Annotated in this window: 23 protein-coding genes and 7 pseudogenes; 16 read left to right on the forward strand and 14 right to left on the reverse strand. The window is 36.2% G+C overall.

The annotated features are described in order from the left end of the window. Window positions 1–49 precede the first annotated feature (49 nt). Entirely contained in the window at window positions 50–541 is a 492-nt protein-coding gene (locus ACLKMH_RS20530) for a YcxB family protein (RefSeq protein WP_413699746.1), read from the forward strand. Window positions 542–548: 7 nt separating this feature from the next. Here ACLKMH_RS20530 and ACLKMH_RS20535 read toward each other — a convergent pair whose 3' ends face one another. Together ACLKMH_RS20535 and ACLKMH_RS20540 are read right to left on the reverse strand one after the other, a co-directional pair. Next, window positions 549–794 (reverse strand): SecY-interacting protein Syd, encoded by a 246-nt coding sequence (locus ACLKMH_RS20535; protein WP_413699747.1) that lies wholly within the window; start codon window positions 792–794, stop codon window positions 549–551. Further along, window positions 784–1101 carry a SecY-interacting protein Syd gene (locus ACLKMH_RS20540; protein WP_413699748.1) on the reverse strand — a complete coding sequence of 106 codons (318 nt, stop codon included), beginning with the start codon at window positions 1099–1101 and terminating at the stop codon, window positions 784–786. Before ACLKMH_RS20540 ends, ACLKMH_RS20535 begins: the two co-directional genes overlap by 11 nt. 119 nt (window positions 1102–1220) lie before the next feature. Between ACLKMH_RS20540 and queF the strand changes: the two genes are divergently transcribed. The 14 genes and pseudogenes from queF (at window position 1221) to cydC (ending at window position 13846) form a co-directional block, all read left to right on the forward strand. Beyond that, window positions 1221–2090 carry an NADPH-dependent 7-cyano-7-deazaguanine reductase QueF gene (gene queF, locus ACLKMH_RS20545; protein WP_413699749.1) on the forward strand — a complete coding sequence of 290 codons (870 nt, stop codon included), beginning with the start codon at window positions 1221–1223 and terminating at the stop codon, window positions 2088–2090. Window positions 2091–2116: 26 nt separating this feature from the next. After that, complete coding sequence (locus ACLKMH_RS20550) at window positions 2117–3880, forward strand: tetratricopeptide repeat protein (RefSeq protein ID WP_413699750.1); 1764 nt, start codon at window positions 2117–2119, stop codon at window positions 3878–3880. Window positions 3881–3885: 5 nt separating this feature from the next. Then, window positions 3886–4281 carry a hypothetical protein gene (locus tag ACLKMH_RS20555; protein ID WP_413699751.1) on the forward strand — a complete coding sequence of 132 codons (396 nt, stop codon included), beginning with the start codon at window positions 3886–3888 and terminating at the stop codon, window positions 4279–4281. 199 nt (window positions 4282–4480) lie between these two features. After that, the gene (locus ACLKMH_RS20560) at window positions 4481–5053 is read left to right on the forward strand and encodes a hypothetical protein (RefSeq protein WP_413699752.1); all 573 of its coding nucleotides are present in this window, start codon (window positions 4481–4483) and stop codon (window positions 5051–5053) included. Between the two features lie 17 nt (window positions 5054–5070). Beyond that, window positions 5071–5502, forward strand: a complete 432-nt coding sequence (locus ACLKMH_RS20565; protein WP_413702425.1) for a hypothetical protein — start codon at window positions 5071–5073, stop codon at window positions 5500–5502. A 10-nt stretch (window positions 5503–5512) separates the two neighbouring features. Next, complete coding sequence (locus tag ACLKMH_RS20570) at window positions 5513–5947, forward strand: GGDEF domain-containing protein (RefSeq protein WP_413702426.1); 435 nt, start codon at window positions 5513–5515, stop codon at window positions 5945–5947. A gap of 105 nt (window positions 5948–6052) precedes the next feature. Continuing rightward, window positions 6053–7407: pseudogene (ppnN, locus tag ACLKMH_RS20575) on the forward strand (nucleotide 5'-monophosphate nucleosidase PpnN). Next, window positions 7407–8192 (forward strand): flap endonuclease Xni, encoded by a 786-nt coding sequence (gene xni, locus ACLKMH_RS20580; RefSeq protein ID WP_413699753.1) that lies wholly within the window; start codon window positions 7407–7409, stop codon window positions 8190–8192. The pseudogene ppnN and the gene xni overlap by 1 nt, the downstream one beginning before the upstream one ends. A gap of 79 nt (window positions 8193–8271) precedes the next feature. Next, entirely contained in the window at window positions 8272–8739 is a 468-nt protein-coding gene (locus ACLKMH_RS20585) for a hypothetical protein (protein ID WP_413699754.1), read from the forward strand. 71 nt (window positions 8740–8810) lie between these two features. After that, on the forward strand, window positions 8811–8993 hold the full coding sequence (locus tag ACLKMH_RS20590) for a hypothetical protein (protein WP_413699755.1): 183 nt from the start codon (window positions 8811–8813) through the stop codon (window positions 8991–8993). 254 nt (window positions 8994–9247) lie between these two features. Further along, on the forward strand, window positions 9248–9763 hold the full coding sequence (locus ACLKMH_RS20595) for a hypothetical protein (protein WP_413699756.1): 516 nt from the start codon (window positions 9248–9250) through the stop codon (window positions 9761–9763). 76 nt (window positions 9764–9839) lie between these two features. After that, window positions 9840–10004 (forward strand): hypothetical protein, encoded by a 165-nt coding sequence (locus ACLKMH_RS20600; protein WP_413699757.1) that lies wholly within the window; start codon window positions 9840–9842, stop codon window positions 10002–10004. Between the two features lie 240 nt (window positions 10005–10244). After that, window positions 10245–12037, forward strand: a pseudogene (gene cydD / locus ACLKMH_RS20605) (heme ABC transporter permease/ATP-binding protein CydD). Beyond that, window positions 12034–13846 (forward strand): annotated as a pseudogene (gene cydC, locus ACLKMH_RS20610) (heme ABC transporter ATP-binding protein/permease CydC). The pseudogenes cydD and cydC overlap by 4 nt, the downstream one beginning before the upstream one ends. Before the next feature lie 128 nt (window positions 13847–13974). Here cydC and cydX read toward each other — a convergent pair. From cydX to ACLKMH_RS20655, 9 genes and pseudogenes are all read right to left on the reverse strand, one after another. Then, window positions 13975–14094 carry a cytochrome bd-I oxidase subunit CydX gene (gene cydX, locus ACLKMH_RS20615; RefSeq protein ID WP_413699758.1) on the reverse strand — a complete coding sequence of 40 codons (120 nt, stop codon included), beginning with the start codon at window positions 14092–14094 and terminating at the stop codon, window positions 13975–13977. A gap of 15 nt (window positions 14095–14109) precedes the next feature. Beyond that, the gene (gene cydB, locus ACLKMH_RS20620; protein WP_413699759.1) at window positions 14110–15249 is read right to left on the reverse strand and encodes a cytochrome d ubiquinol oxidase subunit II; all 1140 of its coding nucleotides are present in this window, start codon (window positions 15247–15249) and stop codon (window positions 14110–14112) included. After that, entirely contained in the window at window positions 15249–16265 is a 1017-nt protein-coding gene (locus tag ACLKMH_RS20625; RefSeq protein ID WP_413699760.1) for a cytochrome ubiquinol oxidase subunit I, read from the reverse strand. Before ACLKMH_RS20625 ends, cydB begins: the two co-directional genes overlap by 1 nt. Beyond that, window positions 16207–16814: pseudogene (locus ACLKMH_RS20630) on the reverse strand (cytochrome ubiquinol oxidase subunit I). Before ACLKMH_RS20630 ends, ACLKMH_RS20625 begins: the two are co-directional and overlap by 59 nt. 526 nt (window positions 16815–17340) lie before the next feature. Next, window positions 17341–18342 (reverse strand): annotated as a pseudogene (ruvB, locus tag ACLKMH_RS20635) (Holliday junction branch migration DNA helicase RuvB). 29 nt (window positions 18343–18371) lie between these two features. Continuing rightward, a complete protein-coding gene (gene ruvA / locus ACLKMH_RS20640) occupies window positions 18372–18995 on the reverse strand; it encodes a Holliday junction branch migration protein RuvA (protein ID WP_413699761.1) in 624 nt (207 codons plus the stop codon). A 61-nt stretch (window positions 18996–19056) separates the two neighbouring features. Continuing rightward, complete coding sequence (rarD, locus tag ACLKMH_RS20645) at window positions 19057–19959, reverse strand: EamA family transporter RarD (protein ID WP_413699762.1); 903 nt, start codon at window positions 19957–19959, stop codon at window positions 19057–19059. Next, window positions 19956–20478 (reverse strand): annotated as a pseudogene (ruvC, locus tag ACLKMH_RS20650) (crossover junction endodeoxyribonuclease RuvC). The gene rarD and the pseudogene ruvC overlap by 4 nt, the downstream one beginning before the upstream one ends. A gap of 112 nt (window positions 20479–20590) precedes the next feature. Then, entirely contained in the window at window positions 20591–21538 is a 948-nt protein-coding gene (locus tag ACLKMH_RS20655; protein WP_413699763.1) for a LysR family transcriptional regulator, read from the reverse strand. 119 nt (window positions 21539–21657) lie between these two features. On the opposite strand from ACLKMH_RS20655, the gene ACLKMH_RS20660 reads away from it, so the two are divergent. After that, on the forward strand, window positions 21658–22293 hold the full coding sequence (locus tag ACLKMH_RS20660; protein ID WP_413699764.1) for a carbonic anhydrase: 636 nt from the start codon (window positions 21658–21660) through the stop codon (window positions 22291–22293). On the opposite strand, the gene ACLKMH_RS20665 is transcribed toward ACLKMH_RS20660, so the two are convergent. From ACLKMH_RS20665 to aspS, 3 genes and pseudogenes are all read right to left on the reverse strand, one after another. Next, the gene (locus ACLKMH_RS20665) at window positions 22290–23192 is read right to left on the reverse strand and encodes an HD-GYP domain-containing protein (protein WP_413699765.1); all 903 of its coding nucleotides are present in this window, start codon (window positions 23190–23192) and stop codon (window positions 22290–22292) included. The two genes, ACLKMH_RS20660 and ACLKMH_RS20665, sit on opposite strands and share 4 nt — an antisense overlap. Beyond that, complete coding sequence (locus tag ACLKMH_RS20670; protein ID WP_413699766.1) at window positions 23149–23448, reverse strand: DUF3391 domain-containing protein; 300 nt, start codon at window positions 23446–23448, stop codon at window positions 23149–23151. The genes ACLKMH_RS20665 and ACLKMH_RS20670 overlap by 44 nt, the downstream gene beginning before the upstream one ends. Before the next feature lie 171 nt (window positions 23449–23619). Beyond that, window positions 23620–25381: pseudogene (aspS, locus tag ACLKMH_RS20675) on the reverse strand (aspartate--tRNA ligase). Between the last annotated feature and the right edge of the window lie 62 nt (window positions 25382–25443).

The following is a 25443-nucleotide window of genomic DNA, read 5'->3' on the forward strand; positions in this document are numbered from 1 at the left end:
TTTTAACATCTCAAATCATTTTAAACAGCACTTACGCAAAAGGTAAACAATGCAATTTAGCAATCACTATGTACTTGATCGAGAATATTTTTCTGAATGTTTTGAACAATCGACTCTTCAACAACCTGTCAAAAAAATGCGTTATAAATTTATTGGCTCATTACTGCTATTTGGGTTTGCCATTATGATTTTAACCGAGCTATCTGTGGCAGTTGGCTTTTTCTTTATCGGTCTCGCTTTTGTAGAGTTTTTCAGTTTTAAGTACCGTAAAGCTTGGTGGATATCAAGACAAATGTGGAGTAAAAACTCAGGTAATAAAATTAATCTGATAATCAACGAGCAATCGATTCAAATAGAAAGCCTCTACCAAAATAAAAATTTACCTTGGCTGGATATGAAGTCCTTAATAGAAACTCCAAAAGGGCTGATATTTATATTACAGACAGGTGAACAAACATACCTTTCTAAAGCCTGCTTAAACACAGAGGTAGTAGATTTTATTAAATCAAAAATAACAACCACAACATTAATGAATGATTAATAACTGATTAATGACTCACAACCGGTGTTAATTGCATTAAAAATACATCTAGGCTAGGTGCAAGTATTGCTTCTTGTTTCTTGCCTAAGGTTTCTAATTGCACTTCTCCTGTTTCATTTACAATTGATATCACCTGCATTTCATCACTGCAACTTGCAATAAACATTGAAGCGGGTTTGTTTAGCCTTTTTTGCATTATAAAATGTGCAATCATATTTTCTTGTAACATTTTAAAGTCGTCTTCATTCCACACTTGAATCAAATCGATCGGGTGACCATCGAATAAGCAGGAACTCCATCGGCAAAATAAGAACAAAAAGTTGTTCAATACTAGGGTGTAGCTTTACTTCTAAAGCTTCTTCAATATTATTTAAATTTACTGCAGATTCTCGCTCAACGGGAGACCAACAAATATTCTCTTCCGATAGACGTTCAACTTGGCAAGGAGAAATCCATTCTGCATCAAAGGCCTGTTGTGGCAAAGTGCCCTTTTCTGTTTCCCATATTTGCTCATGACGAGTGAAAAGGTCATAAAGGGCTGTTTTTATCGTATTATTCATTACTCGAAAAATTCTTTTAATTAGTTACAATAGCGTTATTGTACACAGATAAAAATCTGTAGGTAACAGCAACCCCCTTTTAAAGTTTACATTTTTAAAGCATTGAGAAATAAATCACCATGACAAATAAGCCTCTCTACGAAAAAGCATCTGCACTAAAGAATCTTCCACTTGGTCAAGTTACTCAATATATCAGTGAATATGACGCGAGCTTGTTACAAGGGGTTCCTCGTAGCTTAAATCGAGATGAATTAAAATTAAGTGCTGATGCACTGCCTTTTGTAGGTTGTGATTTATGGAATATTTATGAGTTATCTTGGTTAAACCTAAAGGGCAAACCGGTTATTGCTAAAGGTGTTGTTAAAATCCCCTTTGATAGTGACAATATTATTGAATCAAAGTCATTTAAACTTTATTTAAACAGCTTTAACCAAAGTAAATTTGAAAGCCTAGAAGCGGTTCAACAACTATTAATCAAGGATCTTTCTGCTTGTGCGAATAAACCCGTCAGCGTTAAGTTACACCAAGACATGGAGAGTTTCCCTGAAAAACTGGGCAGTTTTTCTGGTATTTGTTTAGATGATTTGGACATAGAGGTTGATAATTACCAATTTGACGTCGCTATATTAGAGGGATTATGTAGTACTGAAATAGTGACGGAAACCTTATATTCCAACTTATTAAAATCAAATTGTTTAATTACAAATCAACCTGATTGGGGCAGTGTCGAAATTAGTTATACCGGTAAAAAAATAAATCAAGAAAAATTATTGCGTTATATTATATCATTTCGTCAGCATAACGAATTTCATGAGCAGTGTGTGGAAAGGATCTACTGTGACCTCATGAAATTTGCACAAATAGATACTCTTTCCGTTTTTGCACGCTATACTCGCCGTGGCGGATTAGATATTAACCCTTATCGTTGCTCAGATAATAATGAATTGAAAAATAACACATTAAATAACATACGCCTGTTACGCCAATAAACCAAACATGAGTTTATATAAGCTATATGACACATTATTTTAGTCTTCTTATTACATCATTACTGATTGCTTTTTCATCCTCTACATTTGCAATTGCATTGATAGATGGCAATATCCCCGAACCGCTAAAAGAAGCTTATGACGGGCGTTATACAACGCCCTATACTTGTATAGATACCACAACGCGTTATATAAAAACCCAGCGTCCCTTTTATGAAAATGCTAATCTTTCAAGTAATAAAACCACACCGCTAAATGAAAATAATATACTTGCGGAGCATTTACTTGCCTTTTGTTATGCACAAATTGAAGAATATCAAGAAGCTTATAAACTGCTAACAAACCTCTTAGCAAGACAACCATTTTCAATGCAACAACTTCGTACTCATAACATTATTGCCTCTGAAATTCCCGAAGAAAATAGACCTGAATTAAACAATGCAATATTGATAAAGCGTTTAAACATAAACTTACAACAAATAAATAGCCCACAATTATTAGGTGACACAGCAATAAAAGCCAAACTACTATTGAATATCAGCAAGTTATCCTTAGAAAGCAATCAGTACCGTAATGCAAACATTGCCCTAGAGTCTGTCAAAGAATTATTAAAAAACAAAAAAAACACTGAGCTAAGTGCTTGGTTATTTTATTACTATGGGCTTTACTTTGAAAAAATAAATCAGGAACAGCTAGCAATAGCTAATTTATTTAGTGCCAATGAATTAGCTGAAAAAGAACAATTAATAAAATTAAGCAGTGAAACTAAAAAAAGTATTGCCAACTTGTATCAGCAAAAATACCTATTTAAACGAGCAATGAACATTGCCAAACAACGTGTTGAATTATTTATCAATACGGAAAATAGAATCAAACAAGCGGATAGCTTGATTCAGCTAGCCATTTTAAACGATAAAAATAACGAAAAAAATAATGCTCTGATTTACCTTTTTAACGCATTAGAATTAATTCAAAAAGATAAACACAGTAATATTTTGGCACATGTCTACCTTGAGTTAGGAAGAACCTATAGTCATTATTTAACAGGGCGTTTCGTGACTAATGAAAACCATGATAAGGAACGTTTACTGGCACAAAAATACCTACAAAATGCGCGCTATCACTTTACTCGTTTAGGAGAAGTGCGCTATCAAATAGAAAGCTTACTGTTATTAGCCCACCTTAACATTAGTACCGAAGACCCCGCATTAGCAATTCTGCAGTTAGAAAATGTATTACAACTTGCGCAGGATAACTACCCTGATTTACGTGTGCAAGCCTTTGATATGTTAGCCTCTAGTTACGAAATAACAGGTAATCATCAACAGGCAATTTTACACTTTAAAAACTTCCATGCGTTGCAAAATAATATTAAAGAACATTTATTTTCGCTACAACAATTACAAATTAATGAGCAATTACAATTAATTGAGCTTGCTCAACAGCAACGCCAATTAGAACAAGAAAACAGGTCATTAAAAGATAGTAAAGATCTATTTGAAGCAACTACTTACGGCGCATTAATCCTGCTCAGTATTATCATACTGATTTTACTGTTCTTTATTGTACGTAATAAAAACCTATTTGCTTCAAACAAGCAGTTTGAACGCCAGTTAACCCTTCATCCAAGAACTTTATTACCTTCTCAGCAGACCCAAGCAAACCATTTTGATTATATTTATAATAATGACCCCCTTTATTATGCCCTAGTCAACATTCCGTTTTTAACTCAACTGAATGAACTTTCAGGGTTATTTGCGGGTAGTAAATTAGAAAAAAATTTGGTCTAGCATTAATGCGTTTTTTTGAAGGCAAAGCAGATATTTTTCAAATTAGAGATAATCAAGTGTTATTAATTAGCACACAAAAAAAACAATTAAGTGCTGAACTGTTCGCGGAAAATATCACTTTATTTTTTAACCATTTTATAAAGGTGCACAAATTACCAGCGGGTGTATCTATTGGAATTGTCGCTTTTCCTTTTTTAAATAATGTTAGCCGTGCGATAACGCCGACTCGTATGCTTAACCTAAGTAGCCTAGCATTATTTGGAGCAAGCCAGATACGTGACCACCATAATGAAAATAGCTGGCTTGAATTGTATGCCATTGATAACTTGCAACCAGCCTTTTTGATGGAGACCTCTGGGTGCTTGGTCAAAAAGCCATTGAGAAAGGTGTTGTCAAAATAAACGCTAGCCATCCAGGGTTTCAATTTAATTGGCCAGAAATTGATAAATAACTTATTTTTCTATTTTGTTGTTTTACTTATTAATTAAACTTGCACATACTTCGATTCTTACTAGAATTATTAGCTATAAATTACTTTTAACTATCATTGGCCAGTAATGGCCTTAAAAAACAAAAATAAAATTTTAATGGAATATAACTATGCCCTCATCTGCAGTGACTCTTAAATTACTACAACAGCTATTGAAGGGTATGTCTCGCCAAAATAAAGCCTTTGATAAATACCAAATTTCATTTTTAAAAAAATTACAAAATAGTAGTTCTGAGGGCGTAACCAAAGACTTATATGAAGAATGCTTAGAGAACATTAATGAATTCTACGTCCCGATTGAAGACACTTTATCCGAAGGGCGCTTAATTGCTTCTCAATCTCAAATACAATTACAAAAGCTTTCCCATTTGTCCGATAAAATTTCCACTCAAATTGAAGACGCTAAAAATATAGTACAGCCTTACACTATTACTGAACATCATCTCGAACTAAAGAATATTATTAAAATATACCAACGCGTGGTGATAGAGCTAAATAAGTCTGGTGTTGATGCGGTTGCTGAGAACCCTTCCAACGAGCCACTTGTTGAGAACCTTTGTGATGAATTGCAAGAAGTCATTCTTCATCTTGATGTAGGTACGCCTTATATTAAAAAGCTAGAGCTAATTAGAAAAAAATATCAAATGAAAAGGAAGCGATTGCACTTCCTGAACATTGCCTAGCGATTATTTCCATTATTATTGATAGCACACGTGATGAGCGACGATCTTCTCGTCATTTTTTATATACCCTTAACGATAGCCTGACTCAGTTCTACCTTAATTTTTCTAGTAATATTAAAACCGCGGAATCCGCTTTTGTAAAACAAGAAGCTTGTGTTAAAAGCATTCAAAAGCAATCTAGTGCATTAAAAAAAGCAACTGAAAACTGTGAAGATATTATTTCCATTCAAAAATATATATCTGATTACGTAGAAAATATTGAAAATATGATTCAAACTAGAGAGTCTCAAAAAGAACAGGAAGTTCGACAACAGTTTCGTGCAATGGCAAGGCAAATTAAAGAATTACAGAACGAAACAAACAATTATCAACACACTTTAAAGCAACAGAACAAACAGTTACATATTGACTTCTTAACTAAAATACCAAATCGAGCGAACTTGGAGTGATCGCCTGCAAATTGAGTTTACTCGTTATCAACGTTATCAGCATCAGCTTAATATAGCCGTTATCGATATCGATAAATTTAAAGCTATCAATGATACTTTTGGACATTTAGCAGGGGATAAAGTGCTTAATGTTATTGCCCAAACCCTACAAAAATCTATTCGTAATACTGATTTTATAGCGCGCTTTGGAGGTGAAGAGTTCGCTTTATTATTACCAGAAATTTCCAGTGAACAATGTAAACACACGCTTAATAAGCTCTGCCAAGTCATTAAAAGGATCCCTTTCAAATTTAAAAAGCAGAACATTAGTATTACTATCTCAGTTGGCGCTACTACCTTTTCTGGTAATGATACGATAGAAACAGCCTTTGAACGTGCTGATCAAGCCTTATATAACGCTAAAAACAATGGCCGAGACCAAGTTATTTTCTCTGGAAAAGAATAAAGTTTGATTTATAGTGTTAGGTTTATATAAAAGCACATTGAATTCAACTCTCTGCTTATCAAAAAATGATGGTTATTCAATTCCCTCTTTACCTAAGGAAGTCTTATGATCTCTCATATTAATCCCGTTGGTAGCATGGCATTACTTTCACAACTTGAAGTAAATCAACTTCAAGAGTCTGCTTCTCGTGAAATTTACCAACTTTTTCGCAACTGTTCACTTGCGGTGCTTAATTCGGGTAGTCACACTGACAGTAGTAAGGAAATACTAGAAAAATACCAAGATTTTAGCATCAAAGTACTGCACCAGGAGCGAGGTGTTAAAATCGAGTTACAAAACCCGCCAGAGGAAGCTTTTATTGATGGTGAATTAATTAAAGGTATTCAAGAACACCTTTTTTCTGTGTTAAGGGATCTGCTTTATGTTGATGCTCGCCTAAAAATCACCACTGAAAATGAAGAGCAAAATAGTACTCAAATCACCAGTCTGGTTTTTCTATCCTACGTAATGCCAATATTCTTAAAGCGGGTATTGAGCCTAATATCGTCGTTTGTTGGGGCGGACATTCCATCAACGAAATTGAATTTAATTACACTGCCGAAGTAGGTAATCAATTAGGCTTACGTGAGTTGAATATCTGCACCGGTTGTGGTCCGGGAGCAATGGAAGGCCCAATGAAAGGCGTCGCTGTTGGTCACGCTAAACAGCGGGTCAATAATGGCCGTTATATTGGCTTAACTGAGCCAGGTATTATCGCAACTGAACCACCTAACCCTATTGTAAATGAATTAGTAATATTACCCGATATTGAAAAACGCTTAGAAGCATTTGTACGTATCGCACATAGCATTGTTATATTTCCAGGTGGGCCTGGCACAGCAGAAGAACTGTTATATATTTTAGGGATCATGATGCACCCTGAAAATAAACGTCAACCTTTACCAATTATTTTAACCGGCCCTAAAGAAAGCGAAGATTACTTTAAAGCTATCGATCAATTTATTGGCGACACACTGGGTGACGAAGTACGTAATCATTATCAAATAATCATTGATGATCCAGCCCTAGTCGCGCAGATAATTAAAAAATCAATGCAAAAGGTTACCGAATATAGACGTGCTATTGGTGATGCTTATTCATTTAATTGGTCATTAAAAATTGATAAACCATTTCAGCACCCCTTTATCCCCAACCATGAAAATATGAGTAATTTATTGTTAACTAAAAACCAACCAATACAGGAACTTGCCTCTAACCTACGACGTGTTTTTTCTGGTATTGTTGGTGGAAATGTGAAGGATGAAGGGATAAAATCAATTGAAGAATTAGGTCCTTTTCAATTGAAAGGAGAAACTGAGTTGATGAACAAGATTGATGTGTTATTAGAAAGCTTCATAAAACAAGGTCGAATGAAACTACCCGGCTCGGTTTATACTCCCTGTTATAAGATCATCAATTAATGATATCCACTCTTTTGATTATCGATGCGATGAATTTAATTCGTCGTATCTATGCCATTCAAGAAAAACAACATGCGAACATTAATAAAGCACTCGAAATAACAACAGCGACTGCTTGTAATGCCTTGCAGAAGTTAATACACCTGCACAAACCTACTCATGTTATCTGCGTCTTTGATAGTCACGCTAAAAGTTGGCGACATCAATTATATGCTCAATATAAACAGGGCAGAAAACCAATTCCTGAAGCACTAAAAGCACATTTAGAAAATATTCAAGATAGTTTCTTTGAACTAGGTGTTGAATCGCTAGTCACCGAAACAGACGAAGCCGATGATTTAATTTCAACTCTCTCCACTAAAATGTCATTAAATGGCCAAAAATCAATTATCGTCTCTACGGATAAAGGCTTTTATCAATTATTAAATCAACATACCTTGCTTTATGATTACTTTCAAAACAGTTATACAGATGCCGGACGTGTGCTCAATGAAATGAGTTTGCCAGTACAAAAGCTGACAGATTTTTGGGCTATGACAGGCATATCAAGTAGTGCTATTAAAGGAGTTGAAGGCGTAGGTGGAAAAGGCGCGCTATTACTACTTCATGAATATGGTAGTTTACAAGGTATTCTTGAAAGCCCTAACAATGAAAAAGATAAACGTGCATTAAAGGTTAAAAATAACCAACAGGTCGCCTTATTATCAAAACAATTAGTTACCCTAAAAACGGATATCCCACTCGGTTTTAATTTACAAGATTTACGTTATACCTCCTCTCGTTAAAGCAATATAAAAAGCGCTATAGCTATAATAAGCGCTATAATAGGCGCTTACCTCCCCTCTTTCCTTTGGAGCATATAACTTGAAAAAATTATTATTAGTGGGCGCAATAGCGACCATTGGTGCCGTTGCAGGTTCTTACGTTTATCAACAAAATAATGTAGCATCATCTTATAATGTACTTGAATATATTCCTGCTGATACGCCCATTTTTTCGGCATCACTTGAACCTTTCCCTATTAAAAATTATATTGCCTCCGCGCCAAGAATAGCGACAACAAGCAATCAAGAGGGATTTGAGCAATTATACGATCCTGCTAATCCAGGAATTAACTTTGCGCTAAGTTTATTAAACACTTATCAAACCAATTTAAGCAATGCCGATGAGTTAATAAAAACCTTTGGTTTAGCCGATGAAATGCGAGCCTACTTCTATAGCATTGGTTTATTACCCGTTTTGAAAATAGAAATTGCAAACCAGCAAGCCATTTGGGATTTACTTGATAAAACGGAACTTGAAACAGGTTTTACTCATCAAAAAAGAGCCTAAAGGGGCAATCATACCGAAGTTATCTTATCAGTGATGAAAGTGATCCGGCAAAGGTCGAGTTAATCATCTCGGTGGCAAATGGACTTTTAACCGTTACTTTAAATAGTCAGTATAATGATCAATCTTCACTGGCTATGGCACTTGGGCTTGATAAAGCGGATAATTCATTAGCGGACGTTACAATTATTAATGACATAATTAAAAAGCACCATTTCAAAAAGAAGGCCTCGGTTTTATCAACCATGTTGAATTAATAAAGGGCTTAACTACCGAAAATGAAAATTTACTTGCTAGACAAATCAGCAAGCTAGAACAAGCTTTAGGTAAAAATGCAGATCTGTCACTAATACGTAATCAGCAATGTGCTTCAGAATTATCAACTATTGTTCAAAATTGGCCTCGTACTATTGCTGGTTATACCAACTTAGAAATTAACAATACTGAATCTAATATTGCAACTGCTATTGTTGTAGAAAGTCAAAACCAAACTATCTTAAATTCACTTTCTATGTTGCGAGGTTTTATTCCTAACTACATCAATGACCTTAAAAATAATGTATTAGCAATCGCTTTAGGGTTAGATATCAACCAACTAAGCACATCATTAAACAATATATGGAGTGATTTACAAACGCCTAATTATCAGTGTCAGCCACTGGCAAACATTCAATCAAGTATCAAGCAATCCAGCAACTCAATTGCCATGCTAGGAATGAGTGCAAGCATGGCTAATGGAGTAAAAGGATTAAGTTTTGCTTTACTGGATTACACCATGGCAAATAAAAACAATGTACCTGAATTAGAAAGTTTAGATGCACTACTTACTTTATCAGCAGACAACCCTGCCCTACTATTCAATACAGTAAAAATGTTTTTGCCTGAATTACAACAGCTAACTCTTACAGCAGACGGAGACACGATTGAATTAAGCCCTATATTACCAATGGCCAAACAATTGAATATCGCCCCAAAACTAGCTATCAAAGGCAAACACCTTGTCATTTATAATGGTGAACTAGGGTGAAAAGGTAGCAAATAAACTATCAACGGAGGCATTAACAAAAAATGGTTTACACAGCTTGAGCTTGGACTTTAAAAAGATGATGACTCCTGTCGTGGTCGCATCAGAGATTACCGGTGAAAGTATTCCAGAGGAAATGATGTTTCTTAGTGAGTACAATACCCGTATGTCAATGGGCCTTGATGTCAACGAACAAGGTATAATACTCAAATCAAGTATTAATAATAGTCACACTGCGGATTAACGTAATAATTTAAAAATCATCTATTGCAATAAATAAATTTATTCGAAAATCCGATCTTCCCAGATCGGATTTTTTATAATTTTAATTATTCGCATTAAGCACATAGAGAAAACTTTAACAGCATCACTGATCACCTTTTTAGTTACTTTCGTATATTGCTCTGAAATGGTTTATTTCAACATCGATGCCTGCGATACTTGAGTGTCTCACATCTAGCATTTACGCGGAAAAAATACAGAAATGGATAAAGCATTAGAAAAACAATTAACAACTTGGCTAAAAAAGCAAAAACACCACTGTGGATTTTTCTTAAGTTAACCGTCCTGTTTGGTTTATTAACTGGCTTAGCACTAATGCTACAGGCATACCTATTAGCAACTATCCTGCAAGATATCATTATTAATGAATTACCTAGAAGCACTTTTAATACTGAGTTTTTATACCTGATTTTATTAATTCCTATTCGTGCTTTATTAGCTTTTGGGCGCGAAAGAGCGAGTTTTGAGGCAGGCAAGCGTTTGCGTTTACAAATTCGAAAAGCCGTATTAGATAAAATCAGTGAGTTAGGGCCCGCCTTTATTAAAGGAAAACCCGCTGGTAGCTGGGCAAGTATTATTCTTGAGCAGGTTGAAGACCTACAGGACTTTTATGCGCGCTATTTACCACAAATGTTACTCGCGGGTTTTATTCCCCTGTGTATTTTAATTGCTGTTTTTCCACTTAATTGGGCGACTGGGTTAATTTTATTTTCCACTGCACCATTAATCCCAATATTTATGATCTTAGTGGGCAAAGGAGTAGCCGAAGCGAATAGCAAGAATTTTAGTGCCTTAGCACAATTAAGTGGCCACTTTATGGATAGATTAAAGGGATTAAAAACACTTAAACTTTTTAACCGCAGTGAAGCAGAAATTAAGGAAATAGCATCAGCTTCTGAGTCATTCCGTGAACGTACCATGTCCGTATTACGATTAGCTTTTTTAAGCTCCGCAGTATTAGAATTTTTCTCCGCCCTTTCCATCGCAGTGCTGGCAATTTACTTTGGATTTAGCTTTTTAGGGCATCTAGATTTTGGCCATTATGGCACTGATGGCGGGAGCATTAGCTTGTTTACTGGGTTATTCATCTTAATGTTAGCACCAGAGTTTTATCAACCATTACGCGATATGGGCACACATTACCATGCAAAAGCACAGGCCATAGGCGCGACAGAAGAACTAAAAGCCTTATTAGATTATCAAGTATCTGATCAGCAAAACAATACAACTCAAAGCACTTCAGAAGTTAATTGGCAGTCAGATATACAAATTAAAGCAGAGCAACTCAGTGTGTATAGTCTTGATGGTATTCAATTAGTTGGACCGCTAGATTTTACCCTGAAAAAAGGCGAACAGATGGCTCTAGTAGGTCCTAGTGGTTCAGGAAAAAGTAGCTTATTAAATGCATTATTAGGTTTTTTACCCTACCAAGGATCACTGCAGATTAATGGTATTGAGTTAAAAGATATCGATATAACACAGTGGCGAACACAATTGGCCTGGCTTGGACAAGATCCGCAATTATTTCATGGCGACATTATTGAAAATGTCACTATGGGTAAGGCAGAGATATCCGTAAATAAAGTGAAAACATGTTTGAAAAAAGCACATATTTTAGATTTTGTAGAACAACAAAGAGAAGGATTAAAGCACAATATTAGTGAGCAAATGGCTGGTCTTTCAGTAGGACAAGCACAGCGTATCGCACTTGCACGCGCGCTTGCAAAGGATGCACAAGTGTATTTATTAGATGAACCAACGGCCAGCTTAGACCAACATAGCGAGCAAGAAATTTTCAGTGCATTAACTCAGGCCACATCACAATCGCTCAGTTTAATGGTCACACATCGCTTGGATCAATTGCAACACATGAGCCAAATACTGGTATTAGAAAAAGGGCAAATCGTACAACGAGGTGACTTTAAAGAATTAAATCAATACCCAGGTTTATTTAACGAAATGCAAAAGGATGAAGGTAAGGAGCTAAACCTATGAAGTCATTACTTCCTTTTATCAAATTATTCAAAAGCCAATGGTTAATGATGGCAGTTGGTTTGCTATTAAGCACTATTACATTGATGGCAGGGATAGGTTTATTATCATTATCTGGCTGGTTTTTATCCGCTTCTGCTATTGCAGGGTTAACAGTAGCAACAGCACATTCATTTAATTATTTTACCCCGGGTGGTGCAGTACGTTTTCTTTCTATTTTGCGCACCGCAGGGCGCTACGGAGAACGCTTAGCAACACATGAAGCGACCTTTAAATTGCTCACACAATTACGAGTATGGACTTGGCGTCATTTGTTACCACTGAGTGCATCTAATCTACAGGGTCATCGTCAAGGAGACTTATTAAATCGTTTAGTTGCAGATATCGATGCACTAGATCATCTGTATTTACGTTTGTTAACCCCAGTCATCAGTGCTTTTTTAACTCTGCTGGTGATGTGCTTTGGAGTCGCTTGGATTGATGCTCAATTAGCATTGATGATAGGCAGTAGCTTATTGCTTATTTGGCTAGTTTTACCCTGGGTATTTTACTTTTTAGGAAAAAAACCAGGTGTTGAGCAATTACATAATAAACGCATTTATCGTGTTCAATTATTAGAATTTATCCAGGGCCAAGCTGAGATTTCTTTATTTGGCGTAGTACAGGACTTTCGTAAACGACTAACACAGGCAGAAATAAATTTATTAACCAGCCAAAAATCAATGGCTAATATCATGGCCTTTAGCCAAGCTTTATTAATTCTTTGCCATGGTACTCTGGTTATTTTAGTTTTATACATTGCATCATCAGGTATTGGTGAGTTTCAACCTCCTGGTGCCCTATTAGCATTAATTGCTTTTATGGTATTGGCTAGCATTGAAATGTTATTGCCTATTGCTGGGGCCTTTCAACATTTATCCTCCTGCATTGCAGCTGACTACACGTATCAATAATTTAGTGGAGCAAACTCCAGATATTACTTTTAATGAGAAAAGTACCCTAGAGGTTAAAAAAGGCAATATCGAATTAAAGGATATTCACTTTTCTTATCCTACTAACAAACAAGAGAATGATAAACCTGAGCAGAACTCAAATCAAAATTTAGAACAACAAAGTATCTTAAAAGGCATTGATTTATCTATCAAAGCTGGTGAAAAAGTAGCTATTTTAGGGCAAACAGGCTGTGGTAAATCAACACTATTGTCATTATTGACTCGCGAATGGCAAGCCTTAGCTGGTCATATTACTGTTGATGGAAAAGATATTAAAGATTATAGCCAAATGGCTTTAACCTCAGGGATTTCTATTGTCAGCCAACGCATTTATTTGTTTAGTGGTACCTTAAGAAGCAACTTAATACTTGCACAAAAAAATGTTGAAAAAAATCGTCAGTCACAAACTGATAATGATGCATTGTTAATTTCAGTTCTCAATAAAGTTGGATTAAGCACACTGACTCAGGGTGAAAAGCCTTTAGATGCTTGGATAGGTGAAGGCGGTCGACAACTATCGGGAGGCGAACAACGCCGTATTGGGGTTGCACGAGTTTTATTACATGATGCTCCGATTCTGCTATTAGACGAACCTACAGAAGGCTTAGATAAACGTACTGAACGTGAGATTTTAGCGTTACTGTTTGAGTTTTCTAAAAATAAAACCGTAATAATGATCAGTCATAGATTAACTGCGATGAATAAAATGGATAACATCTATTTAATGGAGCAAGGCAAAATACGCAACAGTGGTTCGCATCAGACGTTATTAAAAGCGGACGCTTACTACGCTAGTTTACATCAACAATTAAGTTATTAATGGGCTCTAAAGGAAAGGGTTACGAGAAATTGATTCAGCTTATTGGTGTAATATAAAACAGAAAACTTAAAAAAACGAGAGTAACCAATTGATCACTCTCGTTTTAAAAATTCTAAGAAGCTAAAAAATTAAGCTTCTTTATCCTTTTCTTCTTTTTCATTAGTTTCAACTTGCTCTAACCACAAGCCATTAATAATACCTAAGGAACAAGCTAATAATATTCCTAAAATCCAAGCAAAATACCACATAATTTAATTCCTTATTTAATACGCTGAATGTTTATATTTAGCCATATATTCTTTACCAATACGTCCAAACATCTTGAAGTAAGCCCAACCTGTATATAACAGAATGCAAGGGATAAAAATAACAGCGACCATGGTCATAATATTAAGAGTGAATTCACTCGAAACTGCATCCCAAACAGTAAAGCTATGACTTGGATTTAAACTTGATGGCATAATGAATGGGAACATACTAATACCACAGGTTAGCAACACACCTAATAGACCAACACTGCTTGAGAAAAATGCAACAGCACTACGGTTAAATTTACTAGCCAACATAGCAATCAGTGGAAATAACAAACCAATTAAAGGTGCAACCATAGTAATTGGATATTTCGCATAATTCTCTAACCATGCCCCCTCTTGCATAACTGCAGTTTTCAATAATGGAGTTGATGGACCATTTGTATCTATCGCCGAGGTTATCACAAAACCATCGATGCCATTAGCTAACCAAAAACCAGCAAGGGCAAATAGCAATACAGTAATAGGTGCAACAATAAGCGTTACCTTACGAGCACTTGCACGTACTTCATCTTCGGTTTTCATTTGTAACCAAGTAGAACCTTGTAAAACAAATAAGCATAAACTAAATACACCAACCAATAACCCAAATGGATTTAATAAGGCAAAGAAGCTACCTTGGTAATCTGCACGTAAAAACTCATCTAGCATAAATGGCACACCTTGTAACAGGTTACCAAATGCAACACCTATGATAATCGGTGGTACAGTACTACCAATAAAGATCCCCCAATCCCAACTTTTTCTCCAACGCGGGTCAGCAATTTTACTTCGGTAATCAAAACCAACCGGACGGAAGAAAAGCGCAAACAGGGTAAGCATCATGGCAATATAAAAGCCTGAAAATGCAGTCGCATATACCGCAGGCCAAGCTGCAAAAATTGCACCAGCACCAAGTACTAACCAGACTTGATTACCTTCCCAGTGAGGGGCAATACTGTTGATCATAATACGACGCTGTTCATCATTTTTCCCGATAATAGGTACTAAGGCACCAACACCCATATCGAAGCCCTCTGTGACTGCAAAGCCGATCAATAGGACGCTGATCAATACCCACCAAATTACTTTTAACGTTTCATAATCAAACATTATTTGCTCTCCTGTTGGTTCTCAAGTTGCTCAAAGTGGTATTTTCCTGTTTTTAAACTGCTTGGACCTAAGCGCGCAAATTTAAACATTAAGAACATCTCTACCGCTAACAACACTGTATAAAAAGCGATGATTGAAATGATACTGAACCATATTTGATCTTTAGATAAAGAAGATACCGCCATATGAGTTGGCAAAATTTCTGCTATCGCCCAAGGTTGACGTCCATATTCAGCAATATACCAACCCATTTCAATGGCAATCCAAGGTAGTGGCAAACTATATAGACATATTTTTAAGAAAGTTTTATTACCACCGACCTTATTACTCGCTGATTGGTAAAAGGCGAATAGGAAAATAAACAACATCAAGACACCACAGCCGACCATTAAGCGGAAAGACCAAAATAATGGTGCGACGTGAGGAATACTATCATCTACCGCCATCTGAATTTGTGCGTCAGTTGCATCAACCACATTAGGCGCATATCGTTTTACTAACAGGCCATAACCTAAGTCAATTTTGGTTGCTTCAAAGCGTTCGATATTTGCGACTGTTTCATCTCCGGCACGCAATTTTTCAAGCAAGCCATAGGCAATCATACCGTTACGAATACGCGCTTCATGCTCAACCATTAAGTCTTTTAAACCTGTCACTTCTTCGTCTAATGATCGTGTCGCAATAATCCCCAATACGAACGGAATTTTAACTGCATAATCTGTACGTTGTTCTTCTTGATTAGGAAGCCCAATTAGATTAAAAGTCGCAGGAGCTGGATGTGTTTCCCATTCAGATTCAATGGCGGCAAGTTTTACTTTTTGCACATCCCCCACTTCATAACCACTTTCGTCACCAAGTAAAATAGTACACAGAATGCCTGCTGTACCAAAGGCGACTGCGATTGAAAAAGAACGTTTAGCAAATGCCATATCACGTCCTTTTAAAAGGTAATATGAGCTAATCGCTAATACAAACATAGCGCCGGCCACATAACCAGCAAGCAACTGTATGTACAAATTTCACCTGCGCAACAGGGTTAAGCACTAACTCAGCAAAACTAGTCATTTCCATACGCATGGTTTCATAGTTAAATTCAGCACCCACTGGATTTTGCATCCAAGCATTCGCAACTAAAATCCATAATGCAGACATGCTAGAACCTAAAGCAACTAAAAAGGTTGCGACTAAATGTTGTAGTTTACTTAATCGATCCCAACCAAAGAAAAATAAACCAACAAAAGTAGACTCTAGAAAGAATGCCATTAAGCCTTCAATTGCTAATGGAGCGCCAAAGACATCTCCAACATAATGAGAGTAATAAGCCCAGTTAGTACCAAACTGAAACTCCATTGCTAGACCAGTTGCGACACCCAACGCAAAGTTAATACCAAATAACTTCCCCAAAACTTTGTCATATCCTTGTATATTTCTTTTTTGGTCATCACATAAAGTGATTCCATTATCAATAGGAGCCAGGCTAGTCCTAAGGTCAATGGTACAAATAAAAAATGATACATAGCTGTCATGGCAAACTGAAACCTCGACAGGTCAACGATATCTTCCATATTTCTATCCTTATATTTAAAATTAATAAAATTGTGAATTAAATTTTTAGGGTAAGCTCATCTGAATAAAAAGTATGATCCAAGCTGATGGCATATTTTTATAGATGGCATGCAGAATAGTTATTTTTGCTTTTATTTAGTAACTTCACAGAAAAGTTAATAAATAAAAATAAAAAATTAACAATTGATTAAAAGTAACAACATTTCTTTAACATCAATAACTTACATTACATTTCAGGGCTCTTTATACTACTCAAATTGATTTACATCAATATTATTCTTTAAAAAAGACCAATATATTTTTTATGTGTTGTTTCGATTTGCGTTAATGTAAATAACAATAATTAAAAAATCAATCTGTTAAAAATAAAATTTAGAAAAGTAACAAAAATAAAAAAAGCACCCCAAAAGGAGTACTCAGAATAGCATTAAATAAGATAAAGTTAAATTAGATAAATCTAATTTTAGTGAGCGAGATATGATATTTTCCAAGAAAAATACTTTATTGAATGTTTAGGGGATTATATTAGCTTCTGTCCATTCCAAAATGTCGGTAGGTTCTGTCGGTTGCTATTCGTCCTCGAGGCGTGCGTTGTAAAAATCCCTGTTGAATGAGGTATGGCTCTAAGACATCTTCGATGGTCTCTTTTTCTTCACCAATGGCGCTGAGCAAGATTGTCTAATCCGACCGGGCCACCTAAAAAAGTATCTAAAATAGCCATTAATAGCTTTCTATCCATATAATCAAAGCCTTGATTATCCACTTCTAACATATCTAATGCTTGTTTAGCAATATTTGCATCGATCACAGAGGCATTTTTTACCTGTGCATAATCCCGTACACGCCTTAATAGTCGATTTGCAATACGTGGCGTACCACGCGAGCGTTTAGCAACTTCAATTGCACCAGACTCGTCTAAATCAAGATTAAAGTGTTTACCACTGCGTAAAACAATTTTAGTGAGTGACTTTAATTCATAATACTCAAGGCGTTGCACAATTCCAAAGCGATCTCGTAATGGCGAAGTTAACGAACCAGCACGGGTGGTTGCGCCAATCAAAGTAAAAGGCGGCAAATCTAACTTAATAGAACGTCCGCCGGCCCTTCCCCTATCATAATATCTAACTGATAGTCTTCCATTGCAGGATAAAGAATTTCTTCAACAATTGGGCTTAAACGATGTATTTCATCAATAAATAACACATCGTTTTCTTCAAGATTAGTTAATAAAGCGACTAAATCGCCTGCTTTTTCAAGAATAGGTCCAGAGGTAGTTTTAATATTAACATCTAATTCATTGGCAACAATATGTGACAGTGTCGTTTTACCTAGACCAGGCGGGCCAAAAATTAATAAATGATCCAAGGCTTCATTACGTTGCCGAGTCGCCTCAATAAAAATCTCCATTTGCTTATTAACTTGAGGTTGTCCCTCGTAATCAACTAATAGTTTTGGTCTAATAGCACGATCAGCAAAGTTATCATCCACTTTTGGGGTTGCAGATATAAGGCGATCTTCTTCAATCATTTTGTTACCTAATTAGAAAGATGTTGTATTTAAAGCATATTCTTTAGTGAACTTCGGATCAACGCCTCACTATCCATACCTGCTTGGTATACTTGCTTAATGGTTTTTTCAGCACTTGTCGCTTTATAACCCAAGGCAATTAATGCACTGATCGCTTCATCTTTAGCATTATGAGCAACCGTTGGATTTTCCATTCCATTGTCAAAGGACATAGTATCAGATTCAGGGGTTAATAAATCCGCCCCAACCCAATTCTTTAATCTGTCTTTCATTTCAACAACTAAACGTTCAGCAGTTTTCTTACCAACACCCGGTAACTTAACTAAACTCGTTACAGCATCATTATGGATACATTGTACAAACTGATTTGCTGACATGCCTGACAAAATGGCCAAAGCCAATTTAGGACCAACGCCATTAACTTTAATTAATTCACGAAACATCGCTCGTTCATGTTTATCAGCAAATCCATATAACAGTTGAGCATCTTCTCGCACCACAAAATGGGTATAAATAATGGCTTCTTTGCCTATTTCTGGCAAAGGATAAAAGGAACTCATTGGTAATTGAATTTCATAACCGACACCGGATACATCCAACAATACTTCAGGAGGTTGTTTTTCCAATAAAATACCACGCAGTCTTCCAATCATCATTAATCCTAACTATTTATAATAGAAAGAGTATAAAAAAAGACTGATTTTATATCCAGTGTTATTTTAATTTTTGTCGTATCTGTTTCTCAAAAACAAACAGGACAATACCTGACCAAATAAATAAAAAAGTAACTGCTTTTTCAAAGGTCAGCTCTTCTCCATATACTAATACAGCAAAAACAAATAATATTGATGGTGCTAAATACTGGAAAAACCCCAGTGTAGACAGGCTTAGCCTTAATGTTGCTTGACCAAAAAAGATAAGTGGAGAAGCAGTGACGATGCCAGCAAACATCAACCATAGATTTAAAGACATACTATTATCAAGCATGTTGGAATACTCACTATCGGCAATCAAAACTAAATAATATAGCGCGATAGGAGCGACTATTAGGGTTTCAATAAATAATCCGGTTAATGCCTCGATTTTGACTTTTTTACGTAATAACCCATAAAAAGCAAAGGTAAGTGGTAAAACAAGTGAAACCCAAGGTAGTGCACCTAAAGAAAAAACTTGAATTAAAACACCTATAAATGCAAAACCAACGGCTATCCATCTAATACGACTCAGTGATTCCTTTAAAAATATCATGCCTAATAAAACACTAATTAACGGATTGATATAATAACCAAGACTCGCCTCTAACATACGATCATTGTTTACCGCCCAAATAAAAACCATCCAATTGCTACTGATTAACAACGTCGTTACCAACAACAATAAAAGTTTTTTAGCAGATAAGCAGACTTCTTTTACATCAGACCAGCCTCCTAATACAGTGATCAGAAGTCCGGTCACCACAACCGACCAAATAACTCGGTGCGCTAATATTTCGTCAACCGGTACAAAACCTAAATATTTAAAATAGATTGGTGCAAAGCCCCACATTAAATAGGCGCCAAGCGCATAGAAAATGCCTATTGAAGCTTCAGAAAAAGACAATTTTGGGAATGAGTTCAACGAAACCTCCCACGTACTGTTTTTTTCACTTTACCAGACATTGCAACTAATGACTGTGCCGTATGTGCATGGCAAATTGCTACCGCTAAACCATCAGCGGCATCGGCTTGGGGTTTCCCTGAAAGATTTAATATTTGCATTACCATAGACTGCACCTGTTCTTTATTAGCGACGCCTGACCCGACCACCGATTGTTTTATTTGTCTTGCAGAATATTCACAAACATATAGATCAGCTTGTGTAGCGACGAACAATAGCCGCACCACGTGCTTGACCGAGTTTAAGTGCGGAGTCTGGATTTTTAGCCATAAACACTTGTTCAATACCAAATTCAGTTGGTTGATATTGAGTAATAATTTCACTAATGCCTTTAAAAATCATATCCAGCTTAGGGGCTAAGGTTTCACCTTTAGTACGAATACAACCACTAGCGATATAAAAGCATTTACTGCCCTTTTGCTCTATTACACCATAACCTGTAATACGAGATCCTGGGTCGATACCAAGAATAATACTCACAATTCCCCTAACACTTATCGAAACCAAGCTTGCACTTTACTGCTTGAGGCCCTTTAGCGCAAAAATATTTTTAATTTCAAGTAATTAATACTTTTGATAATAACGTATTCTATTATTTAAGGTAGCTGACAGTATCAAAATGGTGCTCTAAAAAGCGATTACATAGAGCAGGAACATTTTCTTGTTCTGATAAAACAAATTCTATAAAGGCATTAGCAATAGGAGTCAGATTTTTACTCTCATGGTGTACAACATACCAACTACGCACTAAAGGAAAGCCAATTACATCCAACTCTACCAATGCATTAGTTGCCAGCTCCAAGGAAACGCTATGGCGAGAAACGGCTGAAATCCCCAGCTCTGCCATTACACCTTGCTTAATAGTTTCACTATTGCCTAACATCATAGTAGTTTGTAATTTAATCGAGTTTTCACGTAAGAACTCCTCTAAAGCTTTACGTGTACCAGAACCTTTTTCACGTTGTAAAAATGGATAACTAGAAAGCTCTGATAAATCAATGTTTCGTTTTTTTGCTAAGGGGTGGTTTGGACTTGAAATTAAAATAATTGGATTATCAACGAAGGGGTAACGTGCCAAAGGCATCTCTGGTAACAACCCCATAATAACGAGGTCATCTTTATTCTCCTGTAGGCGCAAAATAATATGTTCTCGATTTACAATCTCTAAATGAAGGTTTACTTTAGGATACTTTTTATGAAAAGCACCCAACAAATGAGGCGTAAAGTATTTTGCACTACTCACCGCCGAGAGATAAAAATCACCTTGTAACTCTCCTTTTAAAGCACTTAATGACATATCCATATTTTCAAAACGGATAAATATATCTTCACTAAAAGCCTGTAACTCTTTCCCAGCAGGTGTTAAATAAAGTGTTTTGCCTATTTTCTCAAATAGAGTAATGCCCAGGTTTTCCTCTAATTGTTTAATTTGGATACTCACAGCGGGTTGTGTTAGTCCAAGCACTTCACCTGCTTTAGTAAAATTCAGCATGCGAGAAACCTGTGTGAATACTTTTAATTGGTGTAATGTAGTACGCATAGAAACCTCGGCAAACATATTGCATAAATATTTTTAATGGTACTGATAATATACTTTAATTATTATTTATACTAGAAATGCACTATGATTGAGAAATTAATCATAAGGAAATAATACTGATGCCTGCTACAGATAAATTAATTGCTGGATACCAACGCTTTCGTGAAGGTTATTATCAAGAAAATAAAGATAAACTTCGACAATTAGCCGAACAGGGACAATTCCCTAAAATAGCATTAATCAGCTGTTCTGATTCACGTGTTGATCCAAGTGTTATTCTTGATTGCGAACCAGGCGACCTTTTTGTTATTCGAAATGTTGCTAATTTAGTACCACCAAAGGAAGAGACTGATAGCTTTCATGGTACAAGTGCCGCATTAGAGTTTGCAGTAACAGGTCTTGAGGTAGAAAGTATTATTGTCCTTGGACATACCCAATGTGGTGGTATTAAAGCATTGATGGATACACCTGAAACTAATAAACCAGATACTTTTATCGGTAAATGGATGCAACAATTAGAAGGTGTTAGAAACGAAATATTAAGTGATGAAACGGTTATAGATCAACCGACTCGTTATAGTCACTGTGAAAAGAAAGGCATACAGCAGTCTTTACAAAACTTGATGACTTTCCCATGGATAAAAGAACGTGTTGAAGCTGGAACATTAACGCTACACGGATGGCGTTACGACATCAACAGCTCACAATTATGTTCTATGGATAAGGACGATGGTCAAATGACAATTATTCGTTAACCTTGTTGGGCAAGATACTCAATAATTTGTTGCATATCTAAATCAAAATCGTCAGCACGAACACATTTTGCGATGTGTTCGTTTTCATTTATTGCTAAATCAATTTTCTCTTCCATTTCAAAACCTTTGACTCCTAAATTATAAAAAGTAGCCACTTTAGGTAAAAGAGAAGACCCTGGGTTTTGGGATTCCACAATTGCTAAACGATTCGATTCTAACTGTACAATAGCGCCAACTGGATAAACTCCCATACAATGAATAAATTGGTCCACAAGCTCAACATCTAAATGATTGCTCTTAGCTAAATTGCGTAAAATTCCGAATGCTTTTACCTGTGACATCCCCTCTTTATAACAACGTATCGAAGTAAGCGCATCAAAAATATCACAGATAGCAATCATGCGCCCATATTTGGAAATCTCAGTTACCCCATTTGGATAACCATTGCCACTGAGTTGTTCATGATGTAACGCGACTACCTCTAAGCTTATAGGATCTATACCGGGTGTTTTTTTAATAATTTCGATAGAGTAACTAGCGTGGCTTTTCATTACCTCAAATTCTGGGTCAGTTAACTTTCCTGGTTTATTAAGAATGCTGTCAGGCACCATAATTTTACCAACATCATGCAAAAATGCACCTACTGCAAGTTTCCTTACGGTTGCTTTGTCAATTTTAAGATAACAAGAAAATATCGTCATCAATACAGATACAGCAACAGAATGTTCTAACAAATACTCGTCTTTATTACGTAGATTTAGAATACAAGCTAAAGCATCAGGATTTTCAAAAATAATATCTATCGATTCATCAGTGATCAGATTAACGGAACCTAAATCTAATGGAGAGCCATTTTCAGCTGACCTGAAACAATTTCTTTTGAATGTTTTTTGATTCATCAAAAACTGCTTTAGCTTTAACAATTGCTTCCTTGAAAGACTGTTTACTTTCACTAGGTACTGTTTTTTCTGCGGGAATTTGCGCTCTTTCTGGGTCAATTAAGACTATTTCAACCCCTTTTTGTTGTAATGAAATAATTGTTTTTGCTTTTTTGATCAAACCAGAATCAAGTAGCTGAAACTTATCCTTCGGTTTAATTATTTCAACGAGATACATACCAACTTTTAAATCAGCGATCTCTATTTCAACAAACATCTAGCACTCCATAATTGATTTTTAAATCATGATAAGAATAATCACGATCTACCATTTAATGTAATCCTTAATAAGCAAAAAGCAAAAAAAACGGTGCCCAAGGCACCGTTTATTATATAAAAAGGCTTTTCATGGTTAAAAACGATCGTTAAATCTCATTTTTACAAGCTTTTATTTTTCTTTAACAAGTGCAATATTTAACTCTGCAAGAGCCGCAGGATTAGCAACGCCTGGTGCATTAGTTAAAGGACAAGTCGCAGAAGCTGTTTTCGGGAAGGCAATCACTTCACGAATAGAAGTTGTCTTAGTCATTAGCATTACCAAACGGTCTAAACCAAATGCTAAACCTGCATGTGGTGGTGTACCGTATTGTAATGCTTCTAATAAGAAACCGAACTTGTCTTGTGCTTCTTCATCACTAATATTCAAGATGCGGAAAATGGCGACTTGCATATCTTGTTTGTGAATACGAACAGAACCACCACCTAATTCACAACCATTTAATACCATATCGTAAGCATTAGAAATCGCGCCTACTGGGCTTGCTTCAAGTTCTTCAGCAGTCATATTAATAGGTGCAGTGAACGGGTGATGTAATGGCGTTAACGAGCCATCTTCAAGCGGTTCAAACATTGGGAAATCGATAACCCAAAGCGGTTTCCACTCATCTTTAATCAAACCAAGATCTTCTGCGACTTTCAAACGTAATGCACCAATTGCCTCAGCAACCACGTTGGCTTTGTCTGCGCCAAATAGGATGATATCGCCATCTTTTGCATCAGTACGTTTTAGAAGTTCAGTTACAATTTCTTCGTTTAAGAATTTAGCGATTGGTGATTGAACACCTTCAAGACCTTTAGCGGCTTCATTGACTTTCATCCATGCTAAACCTTTAGCACCGTAGATGTTGACGTATTTACCGTACTCATCGATGTTTTTACGTGAAAGTTTTGCACCACCTGGAACACAGATAACCGCGACACGGCTGTCTGCATCATTTGCAGGACCAGAGAAAACGTTAAACTCTACTTCTTTTAATAAGTCAGCGACGTCAACTAATTCAAAGTCGATACGGAGGTCAGGCTTATCACTACCAAAACGGCGCATGGCTTCTGCATAAGTCATTTTAGGGAATAAACCTAAATCAACATCTAGCATCTCTTGGAAAAGTTTCACCACCATTTCTTCGGTTTTTTCCATCACTTCATCAGCACTCATAAATGAAGTTTCGATATCTATTTGCGTGAATTCAGGTTGACGATCAGCACGTAAATCTTCATCACGGAAACATTTAACGATCTGATAGTATTTATCTAAGCCAGACATCATTAATAGTTGTTTAAATAACTGTGGTGACTGTGGTAATGCAAAGAACTGACCTTTATGAGTACGGCTTGGTACTAAGTAGTCACGTGCACCTTCTGGTGTTGCTTTAGTTAGAATAGGCGTTTCAACGTCTAGGAAACCATTGTCATCTAGGAAACGACGAACAAAGCTACTTACTTTTGAACGGAACACCATACGCTCAGCCATTTCTGGACGACGAAGGTCTAAATAACGGTAACGTAAACGTTGCTCTTCAGAGTTTGTTTGATTGCTATCTAATGGAGAAGGTTTAGCACGGTTTAAGACTTCGAGTTCAAGACCACGAATTTCAATACCACCTGTGGTCATGTTTTTGTTTACTTGGCCTTCAGGACGCGCTCGCACTTCGCCTTTCATTTTAATACAAAATTCATTACGAACTGGTTGCGACGATAGCCGTTGCTTCAGGTGTATCATTATCAAAGAAAACTTGCACAATGCCTTCACGATCACGTACATCTAAAAAGGTTACACCACCTAGATCGCGTTGTTTGTTTATCCAACCTACTAATTCCACTTGTTGACCAATGTTAGCCTCGGTCACTTCTCCACAATACATAGTGCGCATTATCGATTCCTGTTTGTTTATTCGAGAAAATATAATCGCTCATTATAAAAGAAAAAAATGAC

The sequence above is a fragment of the Psychromonas sp. KJ10-10 genome (genome assembly GCF_047323245.1).
In the GTDB taxonomy this organism is placed as follows: domain Bacteria; phylum Pseudomonadota; class Gammaproteobacteria; order Enterobacterales; family Psychromonadaceae; genus Psychromonas.

What these genes read in the sequence shown, in the direction of transcription:
- ruvA (WP_413699761.1), bottom strand. Translation starts at nt 18,995, where the DNA reads ATGATTGGAAGACTGCGTGGTATTTTATTGGAAAAACAACCTCCTGAA.
- ACLKMH_RS20540 (WP_413699748.1), bottom strand. Translation starts at nt 1,101, where the DNA reads ATGAATAATACGATAAAAACAGCCCTTTATGACCTTTTCACTCGTCAT.
- cydX (WP_413699758.1), bottom strand. Translation starts at nt 14,094, where the DNA reads ATGTGGTATTTTGCTTGGATTTTAGGAATATTATTAGCTTGTTCCTTA.
- ACLKMH_RS20670 (WP_413699766.1), bottom strand. Translation starts at nt 23,448, where the DNA reads ATGTTTGTTGAAATAGAGATCGCTGATTTAAAAGTTGGTATGTATCTC.
- ACLKMH_RS20530 (WP_413699746.1), top strand. Translation starts at nt 50, where the DNA reads ATGCAATTTAGCAATCACTATGTACTTGATCGAGAATATTTTTCTGAA.
- ACLKMH_RS20595 (WP_413699756.1), top strand. Translation starts at nt 9,248, where the DNA reads ATGTTGCGAGGTTTTATTCCTAACTACATCAATGACCTTAAAAATAAT.
- ACLKMH_RS20555 (WP_413699751.1), top strand. Translation starts at nt 3,886, where the DNA reads ATGCGTTTTTTTGAAGGCAAAGCAGATATTTTTCAAATTAGAGATAAT.
- xni (WP_413699753.1), top strand. Translation starts at nt 7,407, where the DNA reads ATGATATCCACTCTTTTGATTATCGATGCGATGAATTTAATTCGTCGT.
- cydB (WP_413699759.1), bottom strand. Translation starts at nt 15,249, where the DNA reads ATGTTTGATTATGAAACGTTAAAAGTAATTTGGTGGGTATTGATCAGC.
- ACLKMH_RS20560 (WP_413699752.1), top strand. Translation starts at nt 4,481, where the DNA reads ATGCCCTCATCTGCAGTGACTCTTAAATTACTACAACAGCTATTGAAG.
- ACLKMH_RS20655 (WP_413699763.1), bottom strand. Translation starts at nt 21,538, where the DNA reads ATGCGTACTACATTACACCAATTAAAAGTATTCACACAGGTTTCTCGC.
- ACLKMH_RS20550 (WP_413699750.1), top strand. Translation starts at nt 2,117, where the DNA reads ATGACACATTATTTTAGTCTTCTTATTACATCATTACTGATTGCTTTT.
- ACLKMH_RS20600 (WP_413699757.1), top strand. Translation starts at nt 9,840, where the DNA reads ATGATGACTCCTGTCGTGGTCGCATCAGAGATTACCGGTGAAAGTATT.
- ACLKMH_RS20665 (WP_413699765.1), bottom strand. Translation starts at nt 23,192, where the DNA reads ATGAATCAAAAAACATTCAAAAGAAATTGTTTCAGGTCAGCTGAAAAT.
- ACLKMH_RS20660 (WP_413699764.1), top strand. Translation starts at nt 21,658, where the DNA reads ATGCCTGCTACAGATAAATTAATTGCTGGATACCAACGCTTTCGTGAA.
- queF (WP_413699749.1), top strand. Translation starts at nt 1,221, where the DNA reads ATGACAAATAAGCCTCTCTACGAAAAAGCATCTGCACTAAAGAATCTT.